Source organism: Streptomyces sp. NPDC001493 (genome assembly GCF_053597235.1).
Genome location: NZ_JBSFHV010000019.1, coordinates 1 through 21,652, shown reverse-complemented (window position 1 = coordinate 21,652; position 21,652 = coordinate 1). Strand labels below are relative to the sequence as shown.

General features: G+C 69.5%; 22 protein-coding genes and 2 pseudogenes. 9 read left to right on the top strand and 15 right to left on the bottom strand.

Annotated features, from left to right (window positions below; all coding sequences use genetic code 11):
- Positions 1-69 precede the first annotated feature (69 nt).
- Positions 70-264, bottom strand: coding sequence for an ATP-binding protein (locus ACWCWD_RS25115; protein ID WP_450775840.1), 195 nt, complete (start codon positions 262-264; stop codon positions 70-72).
- 53 nt (positions 265-317) lie between these two features.
- Positions 318-977: a TetR/AcrR family transcriptional regulator gene (locus tag ACWCWD_RS25110; RefSeq protein WP_450775838.1), complete on the bottom strand. Its 660-nt coding sequence runs from the start codon at positions 975-977 to the stop codon at positions 318-320.
- Between the two features lie 213 nt (positions 978-1,190).
- Between ACWCWD_RS25110 and ACWCWD_RS25105 the strand changes: the two genes are divergently transcribed.
- Positions 1,191-2,117 carry an NmrA family NAD(P)-binding protein gene (locus ACWCWD_RS25105; protein ID WP_450775836.1) on the top strand — a complete coding sequence of 309 codons (927 nt, stop codon included), beginning with the start codon at positions 1,191-1,193 and terminating at the stop codon, positions 2,115-2,117.
- 157 nt (positions 2,118-2,274) lie between these two features.
- Here ACWCWD_RS25105 and ACWCWD_RS25100 read toward each other — a convergent pair.
- The 5 genes and pseudogenes from ACWCWD_RS25100 to ACWCWD_RS25080 all read right to left on the bottom strand — a co-directional run.
- Positions 2,275-3,147 (bottom strand): annotated as a pseudogene (locus ACWCWD_RS25100) (IS5 family transposase); the annotation flags it as partial.
- A gap of 45 nt (positions 3,148-3,192) precedes the next feature.
- Entirely contained in the window at positions 3,193-4,713 is a 1,521-nt protein-coding gene (locus tag ACWCWD_RS25095) for a gamma-glutamyltransferase (protein ID WP_450775834.1), read from the bottom strand.
- Between the two features lie 816 nt (positions 4,714-5,529).
- Positions 5,530-6,237, bottom strand: a complete 708-nt coding sequence (locus tag ACWCWD_RS25090) for a B3/B4 domain-containing protein (protein ID WP_450775832.1) — start codon at positions 6,235-6,237, stop codon at positions 5,530-5,532.
- A 41-nt stretch (positions 6,238-6,278) separates the two neighbouring features.
- A complete protein-coding gene (locus tag ACWCWD_RS25085) occupies positions 6,279-6,926 on the bottom strand; it encodes an FMN-binding negative transcriptional regulator (protein ID WP_450775830.1) in 648 nt (215 codons plus the stop codon).
- Positions 6,927-6,961: 35 nt separating this feature from the next.
- Complete coding sequence (locus ACWCWD_RS25080) at positions 6,962-7,798, bottom strand: EamA family transporter (RefSeq protein ID WP_450775828.1); 837 nt, start codon at positions 7,796-7,798, stop codon at positions 6,962-6,964.
- A 119-nt stretch (positions 7,799-7,917) separates the two neighbouring features.
- Between ACWCWD_RS25080 and ACWCWD_RS25075 the strand changes: the two genes are divergently transcribed.
- From ACWCWD_RS25075 to ACWCWD_RS25060, 4 genes are all read left to right on the top strand, one after another.
- Positions 7,918-8,502 (top strand): helix-turn-helix domain-containing protein, encoded by a 585-nt coding sequence (locus ACWCWD_RS25075; protein WP_450775826.1) that lies wholly within the window; start codon positions 7,918-7,920, stop codon positions 8,500-8,502.
- A gap of 193 nt (positions 8,503-8,695) precedes the next feature.
- Entirely contained in the window at positions 8,696-9,049 is a 354-nt protein-coding gene (locus ACWCWD_RS25070; RefSeq protein WP_450775824.1) for a DUF317 domain-containing protein, read from the top strand.
- A gap of 121 nt (positions 9,050-9,170) precedes the next feature.
- A complete protein-coding gene (locus tag ACWCWD_RS25065) occupies positions 9,171-9,461 on the top strand; it encodes a hypothetical protein (protein ID WP_450775822.1) in 291 nt (96 codons plus the stop codon).
- 24 nt (positions 9,462-9,485) lie between these two features.
- A complete protein-coding gene (locus ACWCWD_RS25060; RefSeq protein ID WP_450776097.1) occupies positions 9,486-10,295 on the top strand; it encodes a DUF317 domain-containing protein in 810 nt (269 codons plus the stop codon).
- A 34-nt stretch (positions 10,296-10,329) separates the two neighbouring features.
- Here ACWCWD_RS25060 and ACWCWD_RS25055 read toward each other — a convergent pair whose 3' ends face one another.
- The 3 genes and pseudogenes from ACWCWD_RS25055 to ACWCWD_RS25045 form a co-directional block, all read right to left on the bottom strand.
- The gene (locus ACWCWD_RS25055; RefSeq protein WP_450775820.1) at positions 10,330-10,698 is read right to left on the bottom strand and encodes a transposase; all 369 of its coding nucleotides are present in this window, start codon (positions 10,696-10,698) and stop codon (positions 10,330-10,332) included.
- A gap of 893 nt (positions 10,699-11,591) precedes the next feature.
- Positions 11,592-11,927, bottom strand: a pseudogene (locus tag ACWCWD_RS25050) (transposase); the annotation flags it as partial.
- Between the two features lie 79 nt (positions 11,928-12,006).
- Positions 12,007-12,672 (bottom strand): HSP18 transcriptional regulator, encoded by a 666-nt coding sequence (locus ACWCWD_RS25045; protein WP_450775818.1) that lies wholly within the window; start codon positions 12,670-12,672, stop codon positions 12,007-12,009.
- A gap of 129 nt (positions 12,673-12,801) precedes the next feature.
- Here ACWCWD_RS25045 and ACWCWD_RS25040 point away from each other — a divergent pair, with 129 nt between their 5' ends.
- The 3 genes from ACWCWD_RS25040 (at position 12,802) to ACWCWD_RS25030 (ending at position 14,246) form a co-directional block, all read left to right on the top strand.
- A complete protein-coding gene (locus tag ACWCWD_RS25040; RefSeq protein ID WP_266713162.1) occupies positions 12,802-13,236 on the top strand; it encodes an Hsp20/alpha crystallin family protein in 435 nt (144 codons plus the stop codon).
- Between the two features lie 108 nt (positions 13,237-13,344).
- Complete coding sequence (locus tag ACWCWD_RS25035; RefSeq protein ID WP_450775815.1) at positions 13,345-13,740, top strand: DUF2267 domain-containing protein; 396 nt, start codon at positions 13,345-13,347, stop codon at positions 13,738-13,740.
- A gap of 59 nt (positions 13,741-13,799) precedes the next feature.
- A complete protein-coding gene (locus tag ACWCWD_RS25030; RefSeq protein ID WP_450775813.1) occupies positions 13,800-14,246 on the top strand; it encodes a DUF2267 domain-containing protein in 447 nt (148 codons plus the stop codon).
- A gap of 418 nt (positions 14,247-14,664) precedes the next feature.
- Here the strand turns inward: ACWCWD_RS25030 and ACWCWD_RS25025 are convergent, their stop codons facing one another.
- The 5 genes from ACWCWD_RS25025 to ACWCWD_RS25005 all read right to left on the bottom strand — a co-directional run bounded on the left by ACWCWD_RS25025 (position 14,665) and on the right by ACWCWD_RS25005 (position 20,850).
- The gene (locus ACWCWD_RS25025; protein WP_450775811.1) at positions 14,665-16,122 is read right to left on the bottom strand and encodes an NF041680 family putative transposase; all 1,458 of its coding nucleotides are present in this window, start codon (positions 16,120-16,122) and stop codon (positions 14,665-14,667) included.
- 240 nt (positions 16,123-16,362) lie between these two features.
- Positions 16,363-16,713 carry an STAS domain-containing protein gene (locus tag ACWCWD_RS25020; RefSeq protein WP_450775809.1) on the bottom strand — a complete coding sequence of 117 codons (351 nt, stop codon included), beginning with the start codon at positions 16,711-16,713 and terminating at the stop codon, positions 16,363-16,365.
- Complete coding sequence (locus tag ACWCWD_RS25015; RefSeq protein WP_450775807.1) at positions 16,710-17,795, bottom strand: cobalamin B12-binding domain-containing protein; 1,086 nt, start codon at positions 17,793-17,795, stop codon at positions 16,710-16,712. Before ACWCWD_RS25015 ends, ACWCWD_RS25020 begins: the two co-directional genes overlap by 4 nt.
- Positions 17,792-19,459: a PP2C family protein-serine/threonine phosphatase gene (locus ACWCWD_RS25010; protein ID WP_450775805.1), complete on the bottom strand. Its 1,668-nt coding sequence runs from the start codon at positions 19,457-19,459 to the stop codon at positions 17,792-17,794. Before ACWCWD_RS25010 ends, ACWCWD_RS25015 begins: the two co-directional genes overlap by 4 nt.
- A gap of 179 nt (positions 19,460-19,638) precedes the next feature.
- On the bottom strand, positions 19,639-20,850 hold the full coding sequence (locus tag ACWCWD_RS25005) for a PP2C family protein-serine/threonine phosphatase (protein ID WP_450775803.1): 1,212 nt from the start codon (positions 20,848-20,850) through the stop codon (positions 19,639-19,641).
- Between the two features lie 97 nt (positions 20,851-20,947).
- Here ACWCWD_RS25005 and ACWCWD_RS25000 point away from each other — a divergent pair, with 97 nt between their 5' ends.
- A complete protein-coding gene (locus ACWCWD_RS25000) occupies positions 20,948-21,427 on the top strand; it encodes a MarR family transcriptional regulator (RefSeq protein WP_450775801.1) in 480 nt (159 codons plus the stop codon).
- Positions 21,428-21,652 lie beyond the last annotated feature (225 nt).

Sequence of the window (21,652 nt, the reverse complement as noted above, 5' to 3'; positions counted from 1 at the left end):
CGGCCTACTCGTAAGTCGCCCTTCTCCGTGCGCCCAACACCCGGTGTAACAGTTGGCATGAACGCTGGCTTACGCCGCGGGTTCGGAGGCGGTGTGGGTGAGGTTGATGCGGGCGCTGACGCGTTTGCCGCCGGGCTCACGGCGGGCGTCGAAGGACGCGGCGAGGGCCCGGACGATTTCGAGTCCGTGCTGGCCGATCCGGTCCGGGGCCGGCGTGCGGGGTGTGGGCAGGGTGGGGTCGGTGTCCCAGACCGCGATCTCCACAATGCTTTCGCGGACCCGCAGGCCTAGGCCGTGTATCGAAAATGAATCTTGGCCTACAGGGGCCGAGCAGTGGTGGCGCTGATGAGAGGCAGCAGTACCTGGTCCACCAGGCGGGCGAGCCCGTCGATGTCGAGAACGGCACCGAGCAGGTCCTCTTGCAGGACCATCACTCCGACGGCTGCGGCGATTTCCAGCCTGTCCGGGGCAAGCAGACGCTCAACCTTCTCTGCCGTGATCTCGCCGCGCTTTTGAGCGCGGTGGAGGCAGGCGGCGATTCCTTCGCGTTGCCCGGCGATGTAGCGCTCGCGCAGGGTGTCGGTGATTTGGGGGTGAGAGCCGGTGGCGGCGGCCAGCACGGCGGAGAAGCGGCGGCCCCGGGGTTGCAGGCATGCGGAACTGTGGGTCAGCGTGGCGATGAGGTCCTCGCGCAGTGTGGCGGCGGCCGTTACCTCGGCCGGAACGGCCGCGGGGAGCATGAGGCTTTCCAGGGCGTCGGCGACCAGATCTTCGCGTGAGGCCCAGCGGCGGTAGACGGTGGCCTTGGCCACCTCCGCGCGCGCCGCCACCGAGGCCATGGTGAGCTCCGCGTATCCGTTCTCGACGATCAGGTCTAGGACCGCTTCGATGATGCGGGCATTGCGTGTCTCGTCGCGGACGGGCCCGAAGGCGCCGCTGGGGCGTTGGCGTCCAGCGGGGCGGGTTGACCTGGTCATACGCACGACGGTACTCCATCTGTTTCGTTGCCCACCGGGCCTTCCTGACCTGCCCGGGGAAGTTGCGGATCGGACCGGGTTGCTGGCCGGTCGCCTCTGCTCAGGCAGATCACGAACTAGGTACACTCGCGACTCGATACTGTACGGTCTCTAGTAGTGGGGTTTCGTGCCCGCCTACCGACCATCCGTGATCAATCGAGAGCAAGGCCCGCTATGACGCACAACGACAAGGCGAAAGTTCTCGTCACCGGCGCGACCGGGATGCAGGGCGGCGCTGCCGTCCAGGCGCTTCTGCGCGCAGGGCATCCCGTGACCGGTTTCGTCCGCAACCCCACCTCTGCCCCCGCTCAGGCGCTCGCCGGGCAGGGCGTCGCTCTCGCGACCGGCGACATGAACGACCTCGCGTCCCTGGAGGCCGCCAGCGCCGGACAGGACGTGATCTTCTCTGTGCAGATGCCGGGCGTCGACCCCGCTGATCCCGGGGCCGAGCAGCGCCAGGCCCGCAACGTCGCCACCGCGGCCAAGCGAGCCGGCGTCACCCAGATCATCCACACCTCCGTGTCCGCGACCGGATGGCGCAACGAGCACCCGGACATCGAGGACATCCACCCTGTGACAACGGCCTATTGCGACGAGAAGGAGGCCGCGGAGGACACGATCCGGCAGGCCGGCGTGGAGCACTGGACCATTCTTAAGCCCGCCCTCTACATGGAGAACTTCCTTCCGCCCAAGCGGGACTACATGTTCCCCGACCTGCCTGAGGGCAAGCTGGTAACCGCTGCCAGCCCGCAGGCCGTGATGGCGCTCATCTGCTCGGATGACCTCGGAGCCGCGGTCGCTGCCGCCGTGGCCGAGCCCGGAAAGTTCCACGAAGCCGAGATCGAGTTCGCGGGCGACGCCCTGACCCACACCGAAATCGCGGAGACTCTCTCCAAGGCCGCCGACCGCGAGATCACCGCCGTCTTCGTCTCCCGCGAGGAGCAGGATCAGCGCCTTGGCGCCCCCACGACGGACAGTCAGACCTGGAACGACCGCGTCGGCTACCCCGCTCGCCCCCACCACGCCGCCCATTACGGCCTGACCATGACCACCTTCGAGCAGTGGGCGGAGCAGCAGGACTGGGCCCTCCCGGCCGCCTGAACTGAGCCAGCCCTCCAGCTCCACCAGCGCAGCGAGGTTCATGGCGGCCGGCCGCCGGGAACACTCGCGCGAGGATCACCGGGTCCTGCTCTTCCGCTACAACTCCCCGCCTGTGGCGTGGCCTTGGAGCCCATGCCGCGGGGGCGGCGGAGGGGCACAGCCACTCATGGATGGCAGCGACGAGAACGGTCGCCTCATAACGGACCGAGAGTTTGTCGTACCGCGTCGCGACAGCGCGGTGCCTCTTCAGGCGGTTGATCCCGCACTCGACCGCGTGACGATCGCGGTAGTCGGCCGGATCGAAACGCGGGGGCCGACCGCCACGCGAACCAAGCTTGCGACGATTGCGAGCCTGATCGGCCTTGTCCGGGATGGTGCATCTGATGCCGCGCCGGCGCAGGTAGGCACGGTTCTTACGGGTGGCGTACGCCTTGTCGGCCCTCACGCGGACCGGTCTCACGCGCGGCCGGCCCGGCCCGACCCGGGGCACCCGGACCTTCTCCAGCACGACCTCGAACTGCGGCGAGTCCCCACGCTGCCCTGCCGTCACCACCACCGACATGGGCTTCTGCCCTTGCTCGACGGCCAAGTGCAGCTTGGTGGTGAACCCGCCGCGCGAACGCCCCAGACCGTGATCATCAGGCTCGGTGAAGACGCCGCCCGGCGGTTCCTTCTGCAGATCACCCTGTCTTCGCGCCCCAGCCGCGTGCTGATGGGCGCGGCATACCGTGGAATCGACGCTCAGCTCCCAGACGATCGCGCCCTTCGCGTCAGCCAGGGACTGGAGCCGGGTAAGGATTCGCTGCCAGGTGCCGTCCCGCTGCCACCGGCGAAACAGGTCGTAAACCCGGCCCCACGGCCCGTACTCGGCCGGGACGTCCCGCCACGGAACACCGGTCCGGACACGGAAACGTATGCCGTCGATCAGCCGCCGCCGAGACCAGACCGGTGGACGCCCCGCCCTGGCACCATTCGGCAACAACGGCTCCAGCGCTGCCCACTGCCCGTCCGTCAGATCTCCCCGCCCCATGAACCGTGATCATTCACAGCCCAAGATCTACTTTCGATACACGGCCTAGAGGCGCGCGGGGGGCAGGTCGTACCGGCTGACGGCCACATAGGTCTCCGGTGTCGCTGCTTCGAGGAGGCTCTCGTCTCCCCGCAAGTCGAGTTCCGGTTCTTCAGAACGACGCAGAAGGCTGGTCCAGCCCCTCTCCGCTCCGTGCTCGTAGGCGTCACGGAGCAGGGGACGCAGCCGTGGGCGGGCTTCCTCCTGCTGGTAGCGGAAGATACGCCGCTGGGTGAGGCGTTGTTCTTCCTGATCCTCTTCGCTGAGTTCCGGATCGGCGAACATTTGGTCCTCGGCGCGCAGGCCCGGGGTGCGCCGGGCGATGGCGAGGTCCTCCTCGTGGAGGCGCTCACAGGCGGCGAAAAGCTTCCGAGACATGCCGAGGTGGACCTCTGTACCGGGGATGCGACAGCTGAGGAAATCGTCGAGGCCCATGGCGCGAATCCGGGTGCGCAACGTGCGCTGTTTGGTGCCGGCCGCTGCTCCGAGGGCTTCGGCCCGCATGGCGAGGGTGAGGTCGTCGCCCTCCAGCGGGGTGGTCAGCCCAGTGCGTCGGCGGCGGGAGGATCGGTCGGCGGCTACGGGTACGGTGCGCAGCTGTGCGGCGGGAGCCGAGCGCAGTGCCAGGTAGGTCAGCATCTGGGCGCGGGCGGCGCCGATGAGCGCGTCGTCGTTGTCGCCGAGGCGGTCTTCCAGATTGCCCGGGCCCGCCGCCTTGGCGGTACCGGATCCGGCGGGGGCGAGCGGCGGCAGCCCGGGGTGCAGGTTGTGGTCGATCGTGAGGAACAGGTCGTCGTCAGGCCTCACGGAGGCTCCGACCAGAACGGTGCGGTGCGCGTACGCGCCGAGGGCCTTGCTGCCGGCCGCGAGCTGTTCCCACCCCTCGCGCAACTTCTTGATACCTACGTCACCGCCCTTGGCCTCGATGAGCCAGTACAACTGCTCCGTCTCGTGGCGACCCCACAAATCGGGCAACTTCGCCTTCGGATTCTTGAACGTCGTCAGCAGGGCGGGGATCGGGCCGCCGAGTTCGAGGTGCTCGGTCTGGCCGAGACCCAGCAGCGAGCGGCAGGCCCACTCGGTCATCGTCAAGCCCAGCCGATACCCGGCGGCGACCTTCGCGCTGCGCTCGGTGCCGTGCGCGTAGACCGGGTTCCAGGTCAGGCGGCGGCCCTTTGCGCCGTGCACGGGGTGGCGGGGCGTCACGGGGTGCGCGCCGAGGTACGCGTACAGCGGGGAGACCCGGGCGACGAGTTCCCCGTGCGCGTAGCGCGGCTGGTTCTGCAGATGTGGGGTGACGTCGCGGCCGACTTCGGTTGCGGCCTTGATGATCTCCCGCCAGGTAGTGGTCGGCGCGTACCAGCCGTCGGACGCGGGGAACCCGTCCGATCGGGTCCACGCCGTGTGCTTGGCGGTCCGCCACTGCCTCCGGGGCTTCTTCGCGGGTCCGCTACGGAACAGGACCGGTACGTCGAAGCTGTCGGCGTACGTCAACGGAGGCGCGTCGGGGACGTGTGCGGGGATCATGCGGATCACTCTGGCATGTCTGCGGACCGCTCCCGGCGCTGGGTGCCTTGCCGGGAGGAAGGTCCGGCGCCGCACACCGTGGGCATCATCACCTCATCGCCAAGGCACTCACACCGGGCTACGGCTGCACCCCACCGTCGAAGACGCCCGCGCCGCCGCCGAGTCGGCCCGAGTCACACCGCCGCACGACTGAACCGGTGCGACGAACGGCGAGCCGCCCCGGAGGGGCGATCGGCGCCGGTAAGACTTCGGCTAACCGTCGCTGCCACCCGACGAAGGCCAGCGCCGCGAGGGGGAGTTCCCGGGTTTCCGCCGTCACGCCGCCCGCCCGGGAGCTCCACCCGACCCGCGAAAAACCGTTCGCCCGTGAGAGGCGAAAGCAGCTGCTGCACGCCCGGCTCCCTGGCCGCACCGGCCCTGCCCTCTGAGCCCTCAGGCTCACCACCTTGCCCCTCTGAGGTTCTGAAGTGGCGGCCTGGGGCCTCCGCGCTCTTCGGACAGACCTGACGGTGGCGCGCCGCGCACCTACAGCCGGGACGGCGACGGCCGGGGGAGTACGGACCGTTCCCGCCGTCTTCTCCGTCGGGGGGGGGTCAGCGACGTCTGGGTCCGCTGTTCAAGCACCTCGGTTGGATGGCCGCGGACCAGTTTGTCCCTTGACATCCAATCGAGGCGTTTGACAGCGAACCCAGTCGTTTCGGTTCTCTGACAGTAAGTCACGTCGGAGGGCTGATCACGCTGGGGTGTCTGCTGTCGGTATCGGCAGAATGGTGAGCACGGCTCCGTACGTCGACGTGTCGTGTGTGGACGGCCTGCTCACACTGTGACTTCCGGGTTTTCCGGGCTGAGGTAACGCACGCTCGTTTGCTCGGCGTGGAGCATCAGCAGGCCGTGCAGCTCCTCGGCGGCGAACTTGAGCAGGTGGCTGTCGCGGGTGGCCTGGAGGGTTTCGAGGACAAAGGCGACACGGGCGGAGTCCTCGGTGACGCGGGTGCGGTGGGCGTCGCGGTGGTTCCAGTGGCGGGTCAGGACGCTGGTGGTGTCGTCGTAGACGATCTCGCCGGGCTTGGGGTTTTCGATGGTGTCGGGTTCGCCGAGCGGGGTGAAGGTCTCGGTGCCGTCCGCGTAGCGGATGGTGACATCGCCGGTGACGTGGTCGAGGTCGAAGGCGCCGGCGGGCAGGCCGTGGCTTACGGAGACGGCGTTGTAGGAGTCGACGGCCGGGTTGATCCGCGGCAGTGTCCCCTTCTTGGCGAGGCGGCGGCCGAGAGCATCGACGCTGGGGCGGATGCGGCGGGGGTTGGTACCGAAGGAGCGGTAGGCGGTGTGCCATGCCTCGATGCGCGGGTCGGTCTCGTCGGCGGGCTGCCAGGCCCCGTCGGTGAGTTGCTGCTCCAGCAACTCCAGGGCAGCGGCGGTGTCGGGCCAGGGCTCGTGGCCTCGCAGGCCGGTGGCGGTGACCACGGCGATGAGGGTGTCGGGGAAGGCGTCTGCGACGGCGGGGGCGATACGGAAGACGGTCATGGGGTGGGGTTTCCGTTCCTTCGTGCGCATGGGGCGGGTGGTCAGGGCTTCCAGGGGCCGATGCGGTCCAGGCGGCGGCGCTGTTGGTGGGCGGTGGGAGCGTCGAGGCCCTGGCCGCGTTCGGTGAGGCGGCCGGCGACGGCGGTGCGGTGCTCGACGGGCTTGTGGTCGTCGTACTTGAACTTGGCTCGTACGTCGGTGACCTCCAGGCGCAGGCCGCGGATGCCGGGCAGCATCCGGCCGTACGGGGCCTGGCCGACGGAGATGGGGGCGTGGTCGCCGTCGGGCTGGAAGTGGGCCATCTGGCGGCGCAGCAGCTCGGCCTTGTCTTCGGGATCGTCGACGATCGTGGCGCGGCAGGTGAACTGGACGGCCGTGTAGTAGCTGGTGGGGACGCCGTCGGCGGGTGGGGTGTCCGGCTGGGCTCGCCAGGGGCCGGGGATGAAGGCGTAGTCGCCGAAGACGGTGAACAGGACGTTCGGGTCGTTGTCGATCGCCGTCCAGACCGGGTTGGGCCGGGCGAGGTGGACCAAGAGGTGGCCGGGGTCGCTGGTGAAGTGGGTGGGGACGGCGACGGGTGCCTGTCCGGGCAGGCCGTTGACGCTGAGGAGGCCGAAGTCGTGGCCTTCGGCGATCCAGGTCTGCCATTCGGCTTCGTCCAGGCTGGAGTCCCAGGGCTGGGTGAACATGCTGGTCTCCTTGCGGGGCGGTGGTGCCGGAGGTCTCAGGTGAGGGCGAGGAGGCTGACGGCGACGGCGGCGGCGCCCAGGCCGACGATCTGTCCGCGGTGGATGCGCTCGGCGAGGACGCTGCGGGCGAGCAGGACGGTGCCGGCCGGGTAGAGAGCGGTGATCACGGCGACGACGGCGAGGTCCCCGCTGCGGGCGGCGAGCAGGAAGAGCAGGTTCGCCACCGAGTCCAGCACGCCGGCGGCGGCCGAGATCGCGTATGCGGGCTTCTCCGTCCCGAGTTTGCGGTACGTCAGGCCGGCCGCGGCGAGGGTGACGGCGGAGGAGACCGCCCGTCCGATGATCAGGGGTGCCACGCCGCTGTCGGACGGGGCCTGGTGCAGGAAGATCAGCTGGAGGGCGATGGCGGCGCCGGCCCCGAGGGCCAGCAGCAGCGCGGTACGCGACGGGCGGGCCGATACGGTGCCGTGGCCTGCGCTGACCATCACCACCGCAGCCAGAGCGAGCGGCAGCCCGATCAGGCCGGCGGTACCCAAGTGCTCGTCCTGGAGCAGGCCCACGCCGACCGGCAGCATGGCCGACACGAGGGCGGTGACGGGCGAGAGCACGTTCATCGGGCCGATTGCCAGGGTGCGGTAGAGCAGGGCGAACGCGGCGGCTGAGGCCACGCCGGAGGCGGCGCCCCAGCTGAGCGCGGCGGGGCTGAACGAGGCGCCGAGCACGGGCCACAGCAGCAGCTCGACTGCGAGGCTGGCCGGCGCGGCGATCATCACAGTGCGCAGCACGTGGGCCTGTCGGGCGCCCAGGCCGCCGAGGAAGTCAGCGCACCCGTAGGCCAGTGAGCTGCCCAGGGCCAGCAGTAGAGCTATCACGAGACGATCCCTTACGATTGCAACAGAACGACTAAACCGTACATCGGAACGACCATTCTTTGTCAACCGAACGACCGGGTGGTTCATTCCATTGACCAATCGATGGGGATGGTGACCAGGTGACCGAGACAGATGCGGCCCTGCGCACGCTCGCGCACAACGTCCGTTCGGCTCGTAGTCGCGCGGGCCTGTCGCTGGACGAGCTCGGTCGCCGGGCGAAGGTCAGCAAGGGAGCCCTGGTCGGACTGGAGAAGGCGCAGGGCAATCCGAACTTCGCGACCCTGGTCCGGCTGGCCGACACGCTGGGTGTCTCGGTGTCCGCACTGATGGAAGGTCCGACCGAAGGGCGCGTCCGTGTGGTCTCAGTCAGCACCGTGATGCCGCTGTGGGCGGGCGAACAGGGCAGCGAGGCTCGGCTCATGCTGACGACCTCGGGGCCCGCTCCAGTCGAGGTGTGGCGCTGGCGCCTGGAACCGGGCGAGGAGTATCCCAGCCACCCCCACCAGGCCGGCGTCGTCGAGACTGTCAGCGTCATCGCAGGGCGCATGGTCCTGGTCGTCGACGGAACGGAGCACCCGGTCGTAGCCGGGCAGACCGCCACGTTCGAAGGCGACGTCGCCCACACCTATCGCGGGGCGGGAGACGAGACCTGCAATCTGATCATGACCGTCCATCTCCCGCCCGGGCCCGCATCCGCGGCTTGACCCGTCCGCGATGGCACTCACTCCGCTCGCCCTGGACGACTGGGTTCGTTGTCGATCGCCTCGATTGGATGTCAAAGGACACAGTTCGCCGGGGGCAGACAGGAAAGATCGCGGAAAGACTGGCCAACGTGCGCGAGGGCATGTCAACGTAGACGACCTTGCAAGAAACCCCAGGTCAGAGAGGTGATTGCCTGTGACCGTAGCTCCGTCGGGCCCTGGTTTCCGCACCACCGTCGAAGCGCTCCGGCTGCGGGAGTGGCAGCTCGGTCCCGGCCAGCCGACCCTGGTCACGGACCTGTTCTCCGCCGAGGACTTCCACCTGGTCGTCGATGACCGGGCTGATGTGCACGTCTCGTCCAAGGACGGCCGGTTCTACCTCGGATGGTTCCCCTTCGGCCGCCCCGGCACGGACGGCGAGGGATGGAAGATCGCCGTCACCGGGACCGCCACGGTGCCCGGCTACCACGTGTCGTTCGACACCGACACGCCGGCCGACATCGTCGCCGCCGCCGTAGCCCGCGTGCTGGAGACCTCTCACCGTCTATGACGACGCGGACACCGAGAGGCTGTGCCTCCGTTCTGCGAGCCGGCCGTCCGAGCGGCGGTCCGCTCCGTGACTCGTTCTCCATCCCCAGAAACTCGATTCCCCACCACCAGGAGGTTTGTTCGTGAGGTCCCCGGAGTTGACCGTCGGCGGTCTCATCGACCTGTTGTCCGCCTGCGACCCGAACGCTCCTGTCCGCCAGGCCGTCAACCCGTTCTTTCCGATGGCCCACCGTCTGGCGCTGGTCCTGCAGTCGGTCGACGAGACCGGCCGGACCGTCGTCTACCTCGCCGAAGGGCGGGACGAGGACGCGCAGCTCGGTCACCTGCCGCCGGAGGTCGCCGTTGCTCTGACGTGGCAAGGTCCCGTCCAAGCACCCCCACGCCGTACCCGCCGCCGCGCCGCCGGCAACTAGATCCACCGAGCCCTTGGAGGCGCGCTGTACCCCGATGTCCCGCTCAACCCGTCCACTCCGAGCGGTGGCCAGCCCGCGTTCTGGGTCGGTCCCCGGCACCTTGCAGGTGACGACGGGTGCCTCTACGACGTGGTCGCCGACACGCTCGCCGGCCTGGGCTGGACGAGTCTGACGATCGTCCGCGGACGCCACGAGCCGGACGAGGCACCGGAGGACCGCCAAGTTCTACGGAGCACCGTCCTGCACATCAGCCCCGACACCCTGCGCTGGGCTCAGTGGTCCCTGGCGGATGAGCCCTTCACTCTTGGCGAGCTTCCGGTCGCCTGGCAGGTCTCCGCCCGGGCCGAGGCGGTCAGTCCACTCGCCCAGTGGTCGGCCTATTTCACCCGCGACGTCCCCGGTGAGGCGGTCGCCGACTTTCTCGTCGCGCTCGACGCGAGCGACCAGCCCGCCGCTCCGCTCGCCGCGGCCGAACTCGTTCTCGACGCGGTCTCCGCCCACGGATGGTTCCGCGACATCGACCAGCGCCAGGCGGCAGCGACGGACCCGACGTTCACCTCGCACATCAGCCTCGGCGAGGTCTCGCACCTCGTCCAGGACGCCGACCCGCGCGTCTTGGTCGCCGAAGCCGACGACACGGGGGCGGCCGGATGGCAAGCGTGGTCCGAACCCGTGCTCGGCGCGCGCTGGCTGTGGGCGGCATCGTTCGCCGCCAGCGTCCCGCACGATCTCGTCGCCGCCTTCGCGGCTTCCCTCAGCTCGACCGCACCGGTTCTGCGGCGGGAACGGCCTGAGGCGACCCGTGAGCGCCTTCTGCGCGCGCCCGCCATCTAGCTTGACTCTGTTGGGGATCTTGGTGTCGACGGATTCAACTGCCCAGGGTTCGCCAGAACTTTGGGCGAGGGATGTCGCGCTGGTCGAGGTAGTTCTGGAAGGCAGTCGGCCGGCGGGGTGTGGGGGCTTCCTCAGCCGGTGACAGCCCGCTGAGGCGCTCGATGTTGACGGCGATGGCCGTCAACACGTGCTGAACGTGGACCTTTGCCTGTCCTCGGTAGCGGCAGCGCCGCATGCCGTATCCGTGGGCGAACTGGTTGACCGTGCCCTCCACTCCGGAGCGAACCGCGTAGCGGGCCTTCCACTCGGGCGTCTGCTGCTCGGCGCGGATGCGGAGCTGCAGGTCACGGAGCTTGCGCGGGGAAAGCCAACGGTGCGGGCGCTGTCGGCGGTGCTGGTGCATTGCGTCCGTGCCGGGCAGGGACGGCACTGGTTTCTGGTGAACCGTGCCACGATCAGCGGGGCCGCGGTGGGTGAGGAGGTCGGGTAGGGGCCGTGCCAGCCCGCGCTGACCTGCCCTTGGGGACAGGTGACCTGCTGACGGTCGAAGTCGATATGGAAGTCGTCCCGGGCGAAACCCTCGCCTCGGCAGTGCTGGTGCGTGGGATTGCTCTTCAGCGGCCCGGAGACGGTGACCTGGTGTTCACGAGCAGCTTGTTCCACATGAGGCAGGGACGTGTAGCCGTCGTCGACCAAGTGCTCGGCGGGCAGCAGCCCGCGACGCGCCAGGCGGGTGTGGATGCCGGGCAGGACCTGGCTGTCGTGGGTGGTGACCGCGGTGGTGGCGACATCCGTGATCACGTTGGGGCCGTTGGCAGCACAGGTCTCGGTCAGATGAGCGGCGAACCCCTTCCAGCTGATGATGTGCCCGTGTCGTGCGTAGCGGGCCGAAGTGTCGTAGGGCGAGACGATCGCCCACGACGACGGCGGCAGGCCCGCCCCGCCTTCCTTCTCGGCGGTCCGCCAGCGAAGGTGCCCAGCAGCGTCACGGTGATAGTTCTGCAACACGATCTGCCGCAGAGCCTGAACACGAGGACCGGACATGCGGTCCGCTCTGTGCCGGTAGAGGTGTTCCAGGACCCGGACGGCGTCGTTTCCGGTGGCAAGGATCCTGGTCATGGGCTTGGTGGGGTTCTTCCCCAGGCGGACGGGCCGACCGTAGCGGAGCCCCCAGGCCTCGTCCTGCGTGGTGCGCTCGCGCACCAGTCCGGCCTCCTTGAGACCGGCCAGTGCAAGGTCGAGAAGGCGGTCGGCACGGCAGTCTTCAGCGAGACGATCGCGGAAGTCGGCCAGCACGCTGTGGTGGAATCCCGGATCGTCCAGCTCCATGGCCATCGCATATGTGAAGTCGATGCGGCAGCGGACCGCCTCGGCGGCCTGCCTGTCCGACAGACCGAGCAAGAACCGCAGCACACAGACAGCGGCCAGCTGAGCGGGCGAGAGCCCCGGACGTCCGTCCCTGGGGTACCAGTCCGCGAAGTCCTCATCGCGCCACTGCCCATCCAGCCGGTCCCGCACCCATATCGCCGTCGTGCCACCTGGGTTGCTCGCCCGCGCGACCCGCGCGGACAGAGGCGGAACGTGCTCACCAGAACGGGGGCGCAGGGACAACGGGCACCTCGACAGCTGCATCGGTCGGCAGAACTACCCGAGCATGCCCGTCGACCATGCTTCCGCACTGGAGTTCTCCAAGATCCCCGACAGAGTCAAGCTAGGTGCCGCGCTGGTCGTGGATGTCGCGGCGGAGCTGTTCGGTGTGCCGGGTGAGGTCCTCGATACGGTCGGCGAGGTCTGCGGCTGCGGGCCGCAGATGTGGCTGGGTGGCGGTCAGGGGGCCCAGGAGCCGGGCGGGGTCGTTGTCGGCGAGGGCCAGGTTCAGCTCGCCGACCGCGTCTTGGGCGTCGGTGGGCAGGTCGGTGAGGGCGGTGATCTGTGCGGCGAGGCGCCGGAGGCCGGCGGCGTTGTCACGGGCCCAGGCGGTGACGGAGCGGTCGGCGGCGCGGGTGTCGCGGGTGGCCTGGACCCGCTCCTCGCCGGTGCTTCCAGGGGTGCCGGGGCGCAGGCGCAGGTAGCGGCGTTCGGCGGCCTGGCGGCTGGCGACGCCGAGGGGCCCGGCGAGGTCGGCCCAGCTCGCGCCGTGCCCGCGGGCGGTCTCGATCAGCCCGCTTTCCCAGCCGGCGAGCTGTTCGCGGACCTCGCGCAGCATCAGCAGTGCGGCCAGGGCAGGGTGCGGGCCGGCGTCGGACGGCGGGGCCGCGTTCGTCGGCGTGAGGGCGGGGGGCTGTTGAGCGACCTTCATGGACTGGTTGATGGCTTCCAGCGCCGCCGCGGCGGCGGTGAGGGAAACGGGCGTGGTGGGTGGGGTGGCTTGGTTCACGGGACTCTCTTCCGTCCTGTCATCCTCCTGATGACTTCCTGCTTGTCATCGTTTCGATGACATGTTACAACAGTGGCACGTTGAAGCGCATTGGCAGTTTCTGCCTGAACCAACTGGAGGTGTTTCGCGATGTTGATGCGCACCGACCCGTTCCGCGAGATGGACCGGATCGTCCAGCAGCTGTCGGGTACGTCGGGCACGTGGTCGAAGCCATCGGTCATGCCGATGGACGCCTACCGCGAGGGCGACGTGTACGTCATCGCCTTCGACCTTCCCGGGGTCACGACCGACGCGATCGACATCGACGTCGAGCGGAACATGCTGACCGTGAAGGCGGAGCGCCGCCCGGTCGCGCAGGCCGACTCGGTGAAGGTGGAGCTGTCCGAGCGGCCGCTGGGCGTGTTCTCGCGCCAGATCGTCCTGGCCGACACCCTGGACACCGAGCGGATCGAGGCCGACTACGACGCGGGTGTCCTGACCCTGCGGATCCCGATTGCCGAGCGAGCCAAGCCCCGCAAGGTCACCATCGGCGGGGAGTCCGGCCGCAAGCAGATCTCCGGCTGAGTCCTCCAGCAGAACCCGGCAGCGGAGGGCGGGAAGATCCCATTCCCCCCGGTGCCCCGCCCTCCGCACCCCCGTTGACCCCTTCACCCCGTTCCCGGAGGTGACGTGATGTCGATGCGCAGGGAATCCTTTCTGGCCCACGTCCAGCAACACGGCGAGTACGAGACCCCCGAAGAGGCCGATCGCGTCGCACGCGTCGTCCTTGCCCTGCTGGGCGCGCACCTGGTCGGCACCGTGCGCGCCCAGCTCGCCGCCCGGCTCCCCGAGACCTACGCCCTGATCCTCCTCAACCCGCTGCAGGCGGCGGAGCCGCTCTCGCCCGAGCGGTTCGTCCGCGCGACCGCAGCCTGGATCGAGGGTGCCACGGAGAAGACCGCCCTGTGGGACATCGGCGCGGTCCTGTCCACCGCGGCCGCCGCCGCGGGCGACGTCCTCACCCGCGAGGTCCTTCTCCAGCTCCCGCCCGGCTACGACCTCCTGTTCGGACACCCCCAGCCCACCTGACCACCACCGGCCCGCCGCCCGCGCGCGGCGGCATCCTTCGCAGAAAGGCAACCGCAGCCATGTACGACCAGCCCCGAGCGAACCGGCCCCAGACGGCCATGACGTTCGACCAGATGCTGGAACGCGTGCGCTACGAAGGCGCTTACCCCACCCGCGAACGCGCCGCGGAATCCGTCGACAACGTCCTGGCCGCCCTCGGCCGGCAGCTCACCGGAGACGAACGCGTCGACCTCGCCCGGTGCCTGCCCGTCGAGGCCGCGCTCACCCTGACCGCCCAGATCCCCGACACCGATCCCCTCACCGGCTGGGGCTTCGTCAAGGACCTGGCCACCCGCACCGGCGCCACCCCGGCCACCGCCCGCTGGGACACCGGCACCGTACTCGCCGTCATCACCCCCCTCGTCGGCCCCGACCTCATCACCCGGATCCTCCACCGGCTCCCCGACGGCTACGCCCTCCTCTTCGGCCGGGCAGAACTGCGCCGGCCCCAGCCGACCGCCGCCTGACCGGACCGTCCGACAGGCCCGGCCGGTTCCTGACATGGCCCACCCCGGTGACCGATGCGACCGGTGCTGCTCAAGCGGCCCACGAGGGCGCTCACGGCCCTCCCGCCGTCCGTCTGGAGGGTCACTGCGGCCTGGAGCGGTTGAACACCCGGGCCCGTCCCGAGCCGACCCGGCTCGGGACGGGCCGTACCGCCTGCCCGAGCTCGCTACCCGCCCGCTGGTCTGAAGGTAGGCCAGCGGGCTGGTGATCACTCGATCGTGTGGCGCGGAAGGCCGCCGCCCCCACGGCTCGGCCTGGAGTGAGAGTGAAGAGGCCTCTGATCTGGCAGCCTTCCGGGAGCAACAGACCAGCAGGCTGCCGGCCTGCTGGCACGATCGAAGGAGCGCGCATGGCGAAGCTCAAGGGCTAGCTTGTTCTTTAACCAGTGCGGCGTGGTCGTGGGCTTGGTGCTTTCTTGGTTCGTCGTTTCGTGGGGTCTGGTTTGCCCGCGGTGTGCACGTCGTAGCGGGTGGTTGGCTGCTTGTTCCTGATGCCGGGTGGTCGTCCCGGGCCGGGGTGTGAGGGTTTCGGTGCTCCGGCCGGGCAGGCCGCTTTGGGGCGGAGGTGCCGAAAAGCGCGTCGGACCCGGGCGGGAGTGAGCCGTTCGGGCGGGCTGGGTTTCTCCCATGGCCGACGCAGGTCGGCGGCCAGGGGCCGGGCGAGCCGGAGCTGGGTGAAGACCGTGAGGATCAGCCAGGTCCACCGGTCCGCGGCTTCCGGAGTACGGATCTTCGGGCAGGTCCAGCCCAGGGTCTGCTTGAACAGGCGGAAGGTGTGCTCGATGTCGAAACGCCGGAGGAAAGCCTGCCAGAGCAGATCGACTTGAGCGAGGGTGGCGTCGGTGCCCGACCACCACAGCCAGACGGGCTTGGGTGTCGCGCCGCTGGGCAGGTGGTCGACCCGCAGCAGGATCACGGTGCCCTCGATCACCGGGAGGGCGCCCAGTTGTGCGGTCCAGGCCGAGCGGTGGGTCAGTCTCGGGTGCAAGCGGTCCCAGGCTTGGGCGGTCGCGGTGCCGTAGAGGCGGGTCTCGGTCACTGACGCTGCGTGGGGTGAGCCCCAGGTGGCCAGGTCGCCGAAGACGAACTCGCCGCCGTGGCGGGGCGGCCTACCCCGCAGGCCGGGATCGCGGGGTGGGACAGTGCGGCGCAGGACACGGTCCGAGCGCATCCGGCCCAGCACCTGCACCGGCAGATCCTTGAGCAGGAAGGCGAGGCGGGGGACGTCGTATCCGGCGTCCACCACGATCAGGATGTCCGGGTCGCCGTCGTTCCACTGTCCGGCGTCCATGAGTCGTTCGACGAGGTCGCGCATCTGCCTGGCGGTCACGGTGGCGGCGTCGTCGCCCGGCGTCAGACGAGTTGCGTCCAGCGGTGCGGTCCAGGAAGTGCGGCCGGTTTCGAGTGCGCAGATCACCGAGTAGGGCCAGCCGGGTACCGGGATGTGCTGGTCCTTGCCCCGGCCGTAGGTGTGGCACAGGATGCGCTGCGGCGAGGTGGGGGCGCTGGGCCGCAGCCAGCAGGTCAGGTCGGCGGCCAGGACCAAGCGGCCGTCCGGCGCCCGCGGGAGTTCCACCGCCGCGAGCGCTCGCCGTAGCCGGCCCACCTCGACCCGGCCCGCGGACAGGGCGTCGTACAGTCCGCCGTGCCCGCGCCGGTGTTCGCCGACCAGCGAGAGTTCCACCAGCGACCGGACCGGACCGTCGGCGCACAACACCGCGTCCGCGAGTTCGAACAGAGCGTCCGCACGCCTGGTCAGGCAGGAGTAGAACGCACCCCGGAAGCGTGACAGTTCCGCAAACGGGTCCCCCAGGACTGTGTCGTGCGACAGACTCATCCTCACGGCCTTCGTGCTGAGCGTTGTGTGTTCCTTGGTCGGATCACATGCTCAGCCGAAGGCCGCCCGCGTGTACGGCAGTTACCAATCCGAGTGACCAAGTACGACAAGCCGTTCGGACCCACTGCTTAAAGATCAAGCTAGCGCTACTACCGGTGATCTAGGTTGTTTTCGTCCCATCCGACGTAGCCGATCGCCCTGAGCACGCTCTGCACCGTCGGTTCAGACACACGCCGGGGCTCATTCGGCTTGTTGGGCGATGCGTGGCTGGGCGAAGAGCTTTTGGATTCCGGTGATGTCGAGGAGGCGCCGGAGGAACGGGGGCTGGTTGTCCAGGTGGAGGCGTACGGAGTGCGCGGTGGTCTGGCGGTGGATCATCAGGAGGGAGGAGACGCCGATGGAGTCGCAGAAGGTCAGTTCCGCGCAGTCGAGGCGCAGGTCGTGCAGCCCGGGCTGCTCGGTGAGGAACCGGCCGGCGCGCTCGACCAGGGTGTCGCCGGTGTTGTAGTCCAGGTCGCCGGCGAGGTGGAGGCATGCGCTGCCGTGGCCGGTTTCGGCCGTCAGGGTGAACGAGGGGGACAGAGGCGTCATGTGGTCGCTCCGGAGTGCGGCGCTGTGGTGGCGGGTGCACGGTCCAGAGCGAGGCGCGCCTGGTCGAGCAGCCGTGCGGTCCGGGGGAAGTCCTTGAGTTCGGTGGCCAGGATGTCCAGGGCGGGGTGCAGGGAGTGGGCGGGGACGTGGCGTGCGGTGAGGATGCCCGCGGTCCACGTGATGAAGGTGGTGAACAGGTCGTCGTCGTCGGTGTAGAGGGCGACGGTGAGGAATTCGACGATGTGGGCGAGGTCTTCGGCGGTGCGCTCACGCTGGTGGACGGTGTAGGCGGCCATGGCGGGGAAGCGGTCCACGAGCTGGGCGAGAACCGTCTTGACGAGCTGCGGCTGGGTGCGGCCGACGAGCGTGTACTCCTGGTCGATCAGGTGGGGCAGGTCGTCGATCTGCTGGTGCCCGCGACCCACCGCGGGGGCGGGGATGCCGTCGGCGAGCAGCCGTGCCGCGGCGCGTGCGTCGGGGGCCCAGGCGTCGGCGCCGAGGAGGCGGGCGTATCGGCCGTCGTGTCCGAAGGCCGCGCCGCCGGCGAGAACGGGGACACCGATTGCCTGGCAGGCGGTGATCGCCGCGTGGGCGGCGGGCAGCCGGGTGGGGAGGGAGGAGGAAAGGGCCACCGCGTCGGCGCCGCTGGTGTGGAGGTGGGCGATGAGGTGCGGGGTGGGGACCTGGGCACCGAGGAAGTCGACCCGCCAACCGCGCAGGGTGAGGACTTCGGCCAGGAGGCGGGCGGGCAGGGAGTGCCATTCCTGTTCCACGCAGGACACGGTGATGTGCCCGAGGCCGGGTGGGGTGCGGTGGGCGGGGTGGTGGGCGAGGGCGGCGATGACCCGTTCGGTGATGGCGCTGGCAGCGTGCTCCTGCGCGACGCTGAGCCGGTTGGCGGCCCATTCGGCGCCCACCTTCGCCTGCACCGGGGCGATGAGATCCAGCAGGGCGGTCTCCGCGTCCAGCCCGTTGTCGAGAGCCGTGAAGACGATGTCGGCGGCGCGGTACTCGTCGCGGGTCGTGATGGCCGCCCACAACTGGTCCCGCAGGCCCTGGGCGACGGCGGTCGTGGGGGTCATGCGGTGTACCTGCCTCGGGTGTGGCCGTTCACGGCGCTGAGATGCTGCGTGCGGGGTGCGCTGATGGCGATGAGCGCCATGTCGTCGTGGCGGCCGTTGCGCAGCCATTGGGAGGCGAGCATCTGGATCTGCTCGATGACGGCTTCGGCCGGCATGTCGGCACACTCGGACAGGGCCCGTCGCAGGCGTTCGTCTCCGAACAGTTCGTCACCCAGCGGACCGCCGCGGGCTTCGGTGAATCCGTCGGTGTAGAGCAGGCAGGTGTCGCCCGGCTCCAGCACGGCCTCCACGGTGAGTGCCTCGATCGTGGGGAGGACCCCGATCAGTGAACCGCGGGTGGGGACCTCTTCGATGCTTCCGTCGGCGCGGACCACGAGGGGGTGGGGGTGGCCGGCCGAGGTGAGGCGCAGTCTCACCTGGTTCTCCGCGCGGTGCACCGAGGCCAGTACGAGTGTGGCGAAGCGGGTGTGATGGGAGTTCAGCAGTGCGCCGTTGAGGAGTCGCAGCATTCGTTCGTGGTCGTCGGCCATGGGCAGCAGCGCTTGCAGGGTGTTGCGGATCTTGCCGGTGAGGACGGCGGCTTCCAGTCCCTTGCCGCACACGTCCCCGAGGACCACCAGCGACGCGTCCGCCGCGGTGCTGCCGGGGTGGACGTCGTAGAAGTCGCCCCCGACCTGTTCGGCGGCGCCTGCGGGGCGGTAGCCGCCGGCGATCTCCACCCCGTCCAGGCGTTGCAGGGTCGGCGGCAGCAGGTCACGCATCAAGGTCTGGGTGATGGCGCTCTGTTCGCTGTAGAGGCGTGCGGCGGACAGCGCGGCACCGGCCCGGGCCGCGAACAGGCGGGCGAAGACCTCTTCGTCCCGGTTGAACTGCGCGCGACCGCTGCGGCGGAGGAGGATCAGGGCTCCCGCCGGCACCCCGTGTCCGGGCAGGGGGGTCACGACGACCGACTCGATCTTCTCGGTGAAGCCGTCCGGGAGGGCCCATCCGGGCAGGGTGGCGGGGTCGATCCAGCGCGACGGCACGGGCGGGAACCCCTGGAGCGCTTCCGCGAGTCCGGGGAGATCGGACGGGTCGGCGACGAGCAGAGCGCGGTCGGCCTCCTGCCCGGTGAGGGCTCGGGAGACGGGTAGTTTGCCGCCCTTGGCGGGGGCGACGACGATGGCGACGTCCGCGAGGTACTCGGCGGCAAGCTGCGCGGTCGCGGACATGCACTTGTCGGCGTTCAACGAGGCCAGCAGGACATTGGACGCCTCCGAGAGGAAACGAGTGCGTTCACGCTCCGTGACGAGTGCTTCTTCCGCGAGCCGACGGTCGGTATCGTCGACCAGCCACCACACCACGCTCCCTTCCGGCGTGGGCGTGGCATGTGCCTCGAAGGTCTGGGCGCCGATCCGCCCCGACACCGGAGCGGGCCGGGCGGAGTCCGTCTCGGCCCTTACGGCGGTCCCGGTGCGTGAGGCCGTCACGCACCGGTGGGCGTCGGCCAGCCAGCCCGGAGCCACGTCCTGCATACTCGCCCCGGGCGTCGCACCGTTCAGGAGGAGAGCGGCCGCGCTGTTCAGAGCAAGAACGGTCCCAGCCGCGTCCGCCACGATGGCGGGGTAGGGGGCGAGGCCCCACCAACTCGTGTGGGTAGCGGTATTTTCCCTGGTTGAGGCCATGTAAGAGGGCCCGCCCTGGGCGAACCGCACCACCTTCCCCTGCTCGACGAAAGTATTTGCCGTGCGGCAAGCATCCTCCAGAAGCGTCCTCGATGGCAACCTGCCCCACGTGCCGCGTTCCCGTGCCGGTGTGCTGCACGCGGGGTACACGCCACGCAACCGGAACCTTCACGCCGTGATCACACAAAACCGCCGGGAGGAAGGCCTTCCTCTTCCGCCGTGGGGCGTCCGTGCCAATCCAGGCACATCACCAACGAGTCGTCGGCAGCCGGGCCGGAGCCGCGGTGTCCGAGCAGTTCCTGCAGCATCGCGCGGGGCACCTGGGAGGCGGGGAGCAGCCGTGTGCTGGTGATGGACCTGGCCAGGGCGCGCAGGCTGTACTTTTCCCCGGCGGGTGACAGAGCGTCGTAGACGCCGTCGCTGATGAAGAACAGGCGGTCACCGGGCTCGACGGCAAGGTGCTGGGGGACGTAGGCCGTGTCCTCGAACATCCCCAGCGGATCCTGCGCCTCCAGCTCGACCGTCTCGACCGCCCCCGCCCGAAGCCGCCACACCCGCGGCGAGCCCGCGTCGATGATCTCCACCTCACCGGTGGGCAGGTGAAACCGGAGCAGCAGCGTCGCCAGGTACTTGGCGCCCCTGTACTGCCCGTGGACGGCCTGGTCCGCGAGATACGCCTGATCGCTCAGGTCCAGTCCGGCGCGGCGGGCGTTGCGCAGGGCGTTGACGGCGAGGTTGGTCAGCAGCGCGGCGTCGATCCCTTCGCCCATGCCGTTGCTCACGGTCAGATACAGATCGTCGGCGGAGGCAGACCAGTCGAAACTGTCACCGAAGATGGCGTACGCGGGTTCCAGCTGCGCTCCGAGGCTGTACTCGGGGCGGGCGCAGGAGCGGCCGGGCAGCAGCTGCCACTGCATCTCGGCGGCCAGCGTCAGGCGCTCGGCCCGACGGGCCTGGAGGAACACGTCGGTGTCGCGTTCCGCCACGACCACTTCGTGCGCCAGCGCGTCCGCGTACAACTGGAGTTCCCTCACCGTGTTCGCCTCCGCCGTGTCCCCGGTGGCCGGCAGGGTGACGCTCAGCACACCGAGCCGGTCCCCCCGGACACTGACCGGCAGGTGCACCGTTACCGTGGAAGCCGAGGCGTCGTGCACGCAGTGCGGCTCCTGGGCCCCGAACGCGCGGCCCGGCGCGCTCTCGTGCACCGACAGCGGCCGCAGCGTGTGCGGCAGCACGCCGACCGGTTGCAGCCGGGTCATGGCGTAGTCGGCCATCAACAGTTCCACTGTACGGGCGCCGAAACGATCCTCGATCAGGGAACGGAGCACGTCGAAGATCTCGTGGGGCGCGGCCTCGCGCAGAGCACGCTCAACCGCACTGGGTCTGTCCACCGGTACCGGTCTTCCTTTCCTTCACATATCTTCATCTATGCGACTGCTCACATCGACCAGCCAGAACGGGTACGAAGCGCCCACTCGGGAGTGTCACATGCGCGAGGCCCACGACCAGCACGCCTCCCGAACCGCGCCCGGAATCGGCGACATGCTGGAGCTGCTGGAAGCAGCGTGGGAGCGCCACCGCGACACGCTCAGTACCGCTCCGCTCTCCGCCGCCCAAACCCGTGTGATGTACCTCATCGAACGCGAACCCGGCATCAACCTGACCGCGCTCGGCCGCCGCCTTTCCTCTGCCGCACCGTCCGTCACCCGCCTGTGCGACCGCCTCCAAGCCGCCGGATTCCTCCGCCGCACCCCCCACACCGAGGACCGGCGCGCCACGCAACTGGAACTCACGGAAGCGGGAAACGCCTACCTCCACGGCATCCGGCACCGCCGGGAACAGGTCCTGCGCCAGGCCATGGATCGTATGAGCCCCGAAGCCCAGAACGCCCTCGCCATCGGCCTCGCCGCTCTGTGCGACGCCGCCGGCGAACCCACGAGGCAACCCGAACACCGCGAAACTGCCTGAGCGACCCGTACCTCATCGCTGGACAAGCTGCCGGAGGTAGTCGCACTCGTGCAGGCCGTCATCGTCTCCCCTCAATGGCCGGCCGCGGGGAACCTGCCGGTTCGACTCACTCCGTCCACGCCCTGCCCGCTAGTCTTCTGAGTCAGGAATTCTGTTCAGATGTATAGGCTTGGTCTGTGGCGCGTACTGGGCGGCCGAAGGCCGAGTTGATCCTGTCTGATGATG